Source organism: Chryseobacterium sp. C2(2020), from assembly GCF_014218915.1.
GTDB lineage: Bacteria > Bacteroidota > Bacteroidia > Flavobacteriales > Weeksellaceae > Chryseobacterium > Chryseobacterium mucoviscidosis.
Genome location: NZ_JACLCT010000071.1, coordinates 1 through 7,979, shown reverse-complemented (window position 1 = coordinate 7,979; position 7,979 = coordinate 1). Strand labels below are relative to the sequence as shown.

5 protein-coding genes are annotated in these 7,979 nt (G+C 37.3%); all 5 read left to right on the top strand.

Translation table 11 applies throughout. The features are described 5' to 3' along the window. Nucleotides 1–211 precede the first annotated feature (211 nt). Nucleotides 212–907 carry a DNA-3-methyladenine glycosylase family protein gene (locus H6W52_RS20670; RefSeq protein WP_206608150.1) on the top strand — a complete coding sequence of 232 codons (696 nt, stop codon included), beginning with the start codon at nucleotides 212–214 and terminating at the stop codon, nucleotides 905–907. A gap of 164 nt (nucleotides 908–1,071) precedes the next feature. Beyond that, complete coding sequence (locus H6W52_RS20665) at nucleotides 1,072–1,962, top strand: aspartate carbamoyltransferase catalytic subunit (protein ID WP_116099860.1); 891 nt, start codon at nucleotides 1,072–1,074, stop codon at nucleotides 1,960–1,962. 264 nt (nucleotides 1,963–2,226) lie between these two features. Continuing rightward, entirely contained in the window at nucleotides 2,227–3,300 is a 1,074-nt protein-coding gene (locus H6W52_RS20660) for a carbamoyl phosphate synthase small subunit (RefSeq protein WP_087706449.1), read from the top strand. Between the two features lie 270 nt (nucleotides 3,301–3,570). Then, nucleotides 3,571–6,750, top strand: a complete 3,180-nt coding sequence (carB, locus tag H6W52_RS20655) for a carbamoyl-phosphate synthase large subunit (protein WP_087706489.1) — start codon at nucleotides 3,571–3,573, stop codon at nucleotides 6,748–6,750. A gap of 172 nt (nucleotides 6,751–6,922) precedes the next feature. Beyond that, nucleotides 6,923–7,918: an ATP-binding protein gene (locus H6W52_RS20650; protein ID WP_116099859.1), complete on the top strand. Its 996-nt coding sequence runs from the start codon at nucleotides 6,923–6,925 to the stop codon at nucleotides 7,916–7,918. Nucleotides 7,919–7,979 lie beyond the last annotated feature (61 nt).

Sequence of the window (7,979 nt, the reverse complement as noted above, 5' to 3'; positions counted from 1 at the left end):
TTAGTATTTGTTCAATTCTAAAATATTAATTTTAGACATTAAGCACCTCATGTTTTTCTCCGAATTCACGTTATTTAAAGTATTTCAAAAGTCTGCAAAGAGAAAAAATCTTTGATTTTTTTAACTTATGTACTCTTTTTTCCATTAAGTATTAAATTCAAGAAACTAAAGTGTTTAAATCTTTTGTGGTAAAAAAGTGTAAACAAATTTAATGATAAAGATTGTAAAACAAAACGCAAAAGAGATGACTGATGAAATACTGACTTTCAATACCTCAAATTTTCATGAGATGTGTGATTTTCTCGCGAATTGTGATCAGGATTTAAAATCAATTATCGAAAATCATGGTTATCCTCCGATGTGGAACCGAGAAAATACTTTTGAAACCCTTGTTCATATCATTCTGGAACAGCAGGTTTCTCTCGCTTCAGCCTTAGCCGCATTACATAAACTGAAAGAAAAAATTACAGAAATCACTCCTGAAAACATTCTTAGTCTTACGGATGCCGAAATGAGAGAATGCTATGTAAGCCGACAGAAAAATACATATATCAAAAGTCTGGCAAATTCAATGCTGGAAGGAAAAATCAATCTTGAGAAATTCCAGAAAATGTCTGATGAAAAAATTCGGGAAACATTAATCAGCTTAAAAGGAATCGGAAACTGGACGACCGATATTTATCTTATGCTAGCTCTTCGACGAACCGATATTTTCCCAATCGGGGATCTTGCCGTAGTAAATGCTTTAAAAAAAATTAAACAATTGCCTCCGAAAATATCCAGAGAAGAAATCATAACCATCAGTAAAGAATGGAAACCGCTCAGATCTGTTGCTACAATGGTGCTTTGGCACTATTACTTATCAGATTCAGCCAGAAAAAAAATGACAGATTTTTCACAAATTTAATTTTCATTTTGTCAGTTTACAGAATTGTTATATCTTTGCACCTAATGAATAACACAGTATTTATATCATTAGAATTACCGGGCGTAGACGCCCTTTACGATATTTATTTATTTTAAGCGAAGATATTTTCTTCGCTTTTTTTTTGTAAAAAATTTAAAGACAATATGTTTACGATTACAGAACTAAGCAACGAGAGAATCAACAGTATAGTAACAGAAGCATTGGCTTTTGCGAACGGGAAAACTGCCAAAATTGAAGGAGAGGTTTTCTGTTCCAATCTTTTCTTCGAAGACAGTACAAGAACGAAAACAAGTTTTGATATTGCTGAAAGAAAATTAGGATTGCAGGTCGTTCCTTTCGATGCTTCCCACAGTTCCGTAAACAAAGGAGAGAGTCTTTATGATACGGTAAAAACCATCGAAAGTCTGGGCGTAAATCTTGTCGTAATCAGAGATAAGAAAGACAGATATTTCGAAGAACTGAAAAATATAAAAATTCCGGTGATCAACGGAGGAGACGGAACAGGAAATCACCCTTCACAATGTATGCTGGATTTAATGACGATCTATCAGGAATTCGGAAAATTTGAAGGATTAAAAGTAGGAATCGTTGGAGACGTAAAACACAGTAGAGTGGCAAATTCCAATGCTGAAGCGTTAAGAAGATTAGGCGCAAAAGTATATTTCTCAGGACCGGAACAGTGGTTTGACGAAGGAGCCTTAATCAACGGAACCTATCTGAATATTGATGAAATGATCCATGACGTAGATGTTTTGATGCTATTAAGAATCCAGCACGAAAGACATGATGCCAAAATGAGTTTCTCTGCTTCAGAATACCACAAAAAATATGGTTTAACCAAAGAAAGAGAAAAAGCCATGAAAAAAGAAGCCATCATTATGCATCCTGCTCCCATCAACAGAGGAGTTGAAATTGATGATGATTTGGTAGAATGCGAACGCTCAAGAGTTTTCAAACAAATGCAGAACGGTGTTTTCGCAAGAATGGCAATCTTAAAAGAAGCCTTGGAAAAACAAGGATATACTTTTAAATAAGAACCAAGGTAAAAGAGCCAAGGTAAAAATAAAAAGAGCCAAGCTAAAAGTAAAAAGAATCAAGTAGTAAGCCGACCCGGAAGGGTCAAACAACAATAGCCGTGGGTAAAACCCATGGAAAAGAAAAAAAGATGATGACCAAAGCCCTGAAAGGGCGATCTGTTAATAGCCATGGGTAAAACCCTTGGAAACAAAAAAAGATAAAGATTATCCAAGCCTCGTAGAGGCGACCTGTTAATAAAAAAGAAAATCTAATTAAAGAAAATGAAGAAAAAATTAATACTGGAGTCCGGTGAAGTGTTTCACGGAGAAGGTTTCGGAGCAGAATTGGAAACGGCAGGAGAGGTGGTTTTCAATACCGGAATGACAGGGTATCAGGAATTGATCTCTGATCCGTCTTACTGCGGTCAGATTGTTTGCATGACCTATCCGCTTATCGGAAACTATGGAATTAATAGAGATGATTATGAGAGTATTGAACCGGCAATTAAAGGACTTATCGTAAAAGAACTTTGTGATCTGCCATCCAACTTCCGTACTCAGATTACTTTAGATGAATTATTTAAAAAGAAAAACCTTTCCGGAATTTCAGGGATCGATACCAGAAGACTCACCAGAATTCTTCGTAACCACGGAGTGGTGAAAGGAAAAATCGTAAACGCTGATGCCGATGAAAGCACAGTAGTTTCAGAATTAAAATCAACCAACTTCCCAACAAATCAGGTACAGCAGGTTTCCACAAAAACACCTTACGCAAATCCGGGAAGAGGCTTAAAAGTAGTATTGGTAGATTTTGGTTCCAAATTAGGAATTATCAGAGAGTTATCTCAAAGAAACTGCGATATCACAGTCGTTTCTCAGAACGTAACTGCAGAAGAAATCTTACTGATGAATCCGGACGGAGTGATGCTTTCTAATGGTCCCGGAGATCCTGAAGATAACCAACAGGCTTTAGAAATGATCAGAGGAATTTTAGGAAAAGTTCCGATCTTCGGAATCTGTTTAGGACACCAGTTAATTGGTTTGGCTTGCGGCGCAAAAACGTTCAAGTTGAAATTCGGACACAGAGGTGGAAACCATCCGGTTTTAGATGTAGAGAAAAACAAAGTGGCGATCACTTCTCAGAACCACGGTTACGCAGTAGATCAGGAAAGTTTAAAAAATACAGACTTAATAGAAACACACATCGCACTGAACGACAGAACAAACGAAGGTCTGAAACACAAAATTCACCCTTGTTTCTCCGTTCAGTATCACCCTGAAGCAAGCCCGGGTCCAGAAGATGCAAATTATTTGTTCGATGAATTCATCCAGCTAATGGAGGATTTTAAAAAGTAGAAAATTAATTTGGGCAGCTTAATCCGCCTTCCGCTCCCAATCTTTTTTGCAGGACTTTTCGGCGAAAACAGAATAAACAGGATGGCAAAAAAGGATTTGCGCTCAAGTCGGGCTGCGTGCAATTCGCTGCAAAATTAAAGAATCCGAAGGATTCAATATGAATAGCCGTAGGTGCAACCTATGGAAAACGGTGGACATCATGAAAATGGTGAAACAACCAACATCAGAACCCGAAAGGGTTCAACATCAACAAAAAGGATAAATTTAAAAATGAAAAGAAACGACATAAAAACAATTTTAGTAATCGGTTCAGGTCCCATCATTATCGGTCAGGCGGCGGAATTTGATTACGCAGGAACGCAGGCTTGCTTATCTTTAAAAGAAGAAGGCTACAAGGTAATTTTGATTAATTCAAACCCTGCAACCATTATGACGGATGTTGAAATCGCAGATAAAGTCTACATCGAGCCGATTTCACTTCAGTTTGTAAGTCACATCATCAGAAAAGAACGTCCCGATGCGCTGTTACCAACGCTTGGAGGACAAACCGGACTGAATATGGCGGTAGAATTGGAAAAATCAGGAATTTTGGAAGAATGCAAAGTTGAGGTGTTGGGAACAAAACTTTCAGCCATCAACAGAGCGGAAGACAGAGATCTTTTCCGTGAACTGATGAGAGAACTGAACGAACCCGTTCCGGAATCTGACATCGTAAACACCGTAGAAGGAGCATTAAATTTTGCCGACAGAATCGGGTATCCTGTTATTGTTCGTCCGGCTTTCACCATGGGTGGAACAGGAGGAGGTATCGCTTCCAATGAAACTGAACTGAAAGAAATTGCTGAATTAGGATTGAAACACAGTCCCGTAACACAATGTCTGATTGAAAAATCAATCGCAGGATTCAAAGAAATAGAATACGAAGTAATGCGTGATGCAAACGACAACGCCATTGTGGTTTGTAACATGGAAAATATAGATCCGGTTGGAGTTCACACAGGAGATTCAATCGTTGTGGCACCTTCTCAGACACTTTCAGACAGGGAATACCAGTTGTTGAGAAATGCTTCACTGAAAATCATCAGAGCATTAGGAATCGAAGGAGGATGTAACGTACAGTTGGCTTTAGATCCGCATTCATTCGATTACTACATCATCGAAGTAAACCCAAGAGTTTCGAGATCATCCGCTTTAGCATCAAAAGCAACAGGTTATCCAATTGCAAAAATCGCTGCAAAGATTGCGGTAGGTTTAACGCTGGACGAAATCATGAACCCGGTGACAGGGAAAACATACGCTTGTTTCGAGCCGGCTTTGGACTATGTGGTAACGAAATTCCCAAGATTCCCTTTCGATAAATTCGAAACAGCGGACAGAAGATTATCCACCCAGATGAAAGCTACCGGTGAAGTAATGGCAATCGGAAGAAATTTCGAAGAATCTTTACAGAAAGCCATCCGTTCTCTGGAAACCGGAATTAAACATATTGGTTTAAAAACTAAGCAGGCTGCAGCTTTAACGGCAGAAGAAATCGAAAGAAGAATCAGAGTTTGTGATGACGAAAGATTATTCATCATCGGAGATGCTTTAAGAAGAGGGTACGACTGGGAACAGATCGTAGAATGGAGCAAGATTGATAAATTCTTCATCTGGAAAATCAAAAAACTGATTGATTTCGAAAAGACAATCGCAGAAAATAAATTCAGCAAAGAAATTTTACTGGAAGCTAAAAAACTAGGTTTTGCAGATGTAAATATTTCAGTTCTCTGGAACGTGACGGAGCGTGAAGTGTTCAATTTCAGAAAAGAAAACGGAGTAATGCCGGTGTACAAAATGGTAGACACCTGTGCGGCAGAATTCGAATCGGAAACCCCTTATTTCTACGGAACTTACGAAGAAGAAAACGAATCTGTAGTTTCAGATAAAGAAAAAATCATCGTTCTTGGTTCAGGACCCATTAGAATCGGACAGGGTGTTGAGTTTGATTACGCAACAGTGCACTCGGTTTGGGCAATTAAAGAAATGGGTTACGAAGCGATTATCATCAACAATAATCCGGAAACAGTTTCTACAGACTTCTCAATTTCAGACAAACTTTACTTTGAGCCTTTAACGGAAGAAGATGTAATGAACATCATCGAATTGGAAAAACCAAAAGGTGTTGTGGTACAGTTCGGAGGACAGACAGCCATCAACTTAGCAGATAAATTAGCCGCTCACGGAGTTGAGATTTTGGGAACTTCTCTGGAAGATCTGGACAGAGCGGAAAATAGAGATAAATTCGAAAAAGCGCTTCAGGAAATGCAGATTCCGCAGCCTTTAGGAAAAACATCGGTTTCAAAAGAAGAAGCGATAAAAATTGCCAACGAGATCGGTTATCCGGTATTGGTTCGTCCGAGCTATGTTTTGGGAGGAAGAGCCATGGAAATCGTGTACACGGAAACAGAACTGGCGCACTACATGGAAAATGCAGTGGAAGCAAGCCCAGAACATCCTGTTTTGGTCGACAAATACATGGTGGGAAAAGAAGTGGAAATCGATGCCATCTGCGATGGTGAAACGGTAATCATTCCGGGAATTATGGAGCACATCGAAAGAGCGGGAGTTCACTCCGGAGACTCAATTGCAGTGTATCCTCCACAGAATATTTCACCAAGCGAAATCGAAACTTTGGTTGATTACACCAAAAGATTGGCGAAAGGATTAAATGTGATCGGATTAATGAACATCCAGTACGTTCTTTTCGAAGGAAATGTATATGTGATCGAAGTAAACCCAAGATCATCGAGAACCGTACCTTTCCTGTCTAAAATCACGGATGTTCCGATGGCAAATCTGGCTACAAAAGCAATTTTGGGACAGAAATTAAAAGATTTAGGCTACGAAAGCGGACTGGTTCCAAACAAAGAAGGAGTTTTCGTAAAAGTTCCGGTGTTCTCTTTCTCAAAATTAACAAAAGTAGATATCTCTCTAGGACCAGAAATGAAGTCTACAGGAGAGGTTATGGGGAAAGATACAACACTGGAAAAAGCATTATACAAAGGATTGGTTGCGGCTGGAAGAAAAGTTCCGATGCACGGCTCAATTTTGTTCACGGTTGCAGATAAACACAAACAGGAAGCGGCTGATCTGGCAGCAAGATTCCACGAAGTTGGTTTCAGAATCTGGGCAACGGAAGGAACGGCAAAATTCTTTGAAGAAAAAGGAATTCCATGCAAAATCGGATATAAAATCGGGGAGGAGAGTGTGAACCTGATCGATCTGATCCAGAAAGGAAAAGTACAGTACGTTGTGAACACGATGACGAAAGGGAAACAATCGGAAAGAGACGGTTTCCAGATCAGAAGAATGAGCGTGGAAAACGGTGTTCCTTGTTTAACATCCATGGATACAGTAGAAGCCATCCTGAAAGTAATCGAAAGCATGAGTTTCAAAATGGAGACGATGTAATTTTTAGATTATTAATTATTATATAGTCAACCCTTACAGTTTTTAACACCTGTGAGGGTTGATTAATCATTTAAATTTTGTTGTTCTGTTTAAAATATATAAATTAGAGACTAAATAAATATCAAGTTTTGATTTATTATATTGATTTCAATTTACCAAAATAATTACATACATGAAATTACCTTCTAGATATGAAGATTTGCAAGAAGCATATAAGGGGCGTCTATTGCCTAATAAAAGTTTAATTGAGAAAATCAAATCTGCGGTAAAATCAATAAATATTAATGGCGGAATAAGATTTTTACCAGTGTATGGAGAAAGTGGTTCTGGAAAAAGTTCTGCTACAATTGAACTCAAAACACATTTACCCGAAACACACACTTTTCTTTTAGAAAAAGAAGAAATTTCAAATAAAGAAAAACTAATTGATAGAATTTTAAATGAATATAGATATAATTTTGGTAAAATTTTAATTCCAATTGTAGATCAGTTTGAAGAAAATGTTGCGGGTAAAGAAAAAATACCTTCGCAATTTATTGAATATATAAGCTTATTCGATAGAAATGAATTAAAGGAAATTCCTACAATTTTTATTTGGTTAACAACTAGTAAAAATTTTCAAAATCTACTTACTAATGCTACATCTCGTAATAAAAGAATTTTATTAGCCAATGAATTTGTAATAGAGGGTCCTGAAAAGTATTTATGGACGAATATAATTAAAGACACTTTTTCTGTTCATAATCAAGAAAAAGATTTAGCTGATTATCTTATAATTGATACTGTTATTGATGAAATCGTATTTGAATGTAGTACTTTGGGAAGTGCTATAGAAAATGTCGGAAATAAGCTGGCCGAACAAATGGAAGACATTCAGGATTTATCACAGTATACTGTAATTTTATTGTGGCCTGTTTCTGACTCTGTTAGAAATCAAAGAGTAATGCAGTTTTCGAGACCAAGAGATGGATACAAACTTGATTGGGAGGCATTTTATAGAGAGCTTTCTATTGATGAAAAAACTCAATTGCCATTGGAAGTATATAATAGAACTAGGCTATATTTCGATATGCGTATTATACCTTTCAGAGCTGCTGATCTACATAGGCTATGTTCTCATATAGATTCTGAAAATCCCTCTTTAGGAAAAACGTATTTGTTATTTTAAAATATATAATTGTTTATTTAGTTTTAGAAAAAGCAACTTTAAAGAGTTTTCCAGCATAAAC

Coding starts and splice junctions, on each gene's coding strand:
- H6W52_RS20670 (WP_206608150.1), top strand. CDS start 212: ATGATAAAGATTGTAAAACAAAACGCAAAAGAGATGACTGATGAAATA.
- H6W52_RS20665 (WP_116099860.1), top strand. CDS start 1,072: ATGTTTACGATTACAGAACTAAGCAACGAGAGAATCAACAGTATAGTA.
- H6W52_RS20660 (WP_087706449.1), top strand. CDS start 2,227: ATGAAGAAAAAATTAATACTGGAGTCCGGTGAAGTGTTTCACGGAGAA.
- carB (WP_087706489.1), top strand. CDS start 3,571: ATGAAAAGAAACGACATAAAAACAATTTTAGTAATCGGTTCAGGTCCC.
- H6W52_RS20650 (WP_116099859.1), top strand. CDS start 6,923: ATGAAATTACCTTCTAGATATGAAGATTTGCAAGAAGCATATAAGGGG.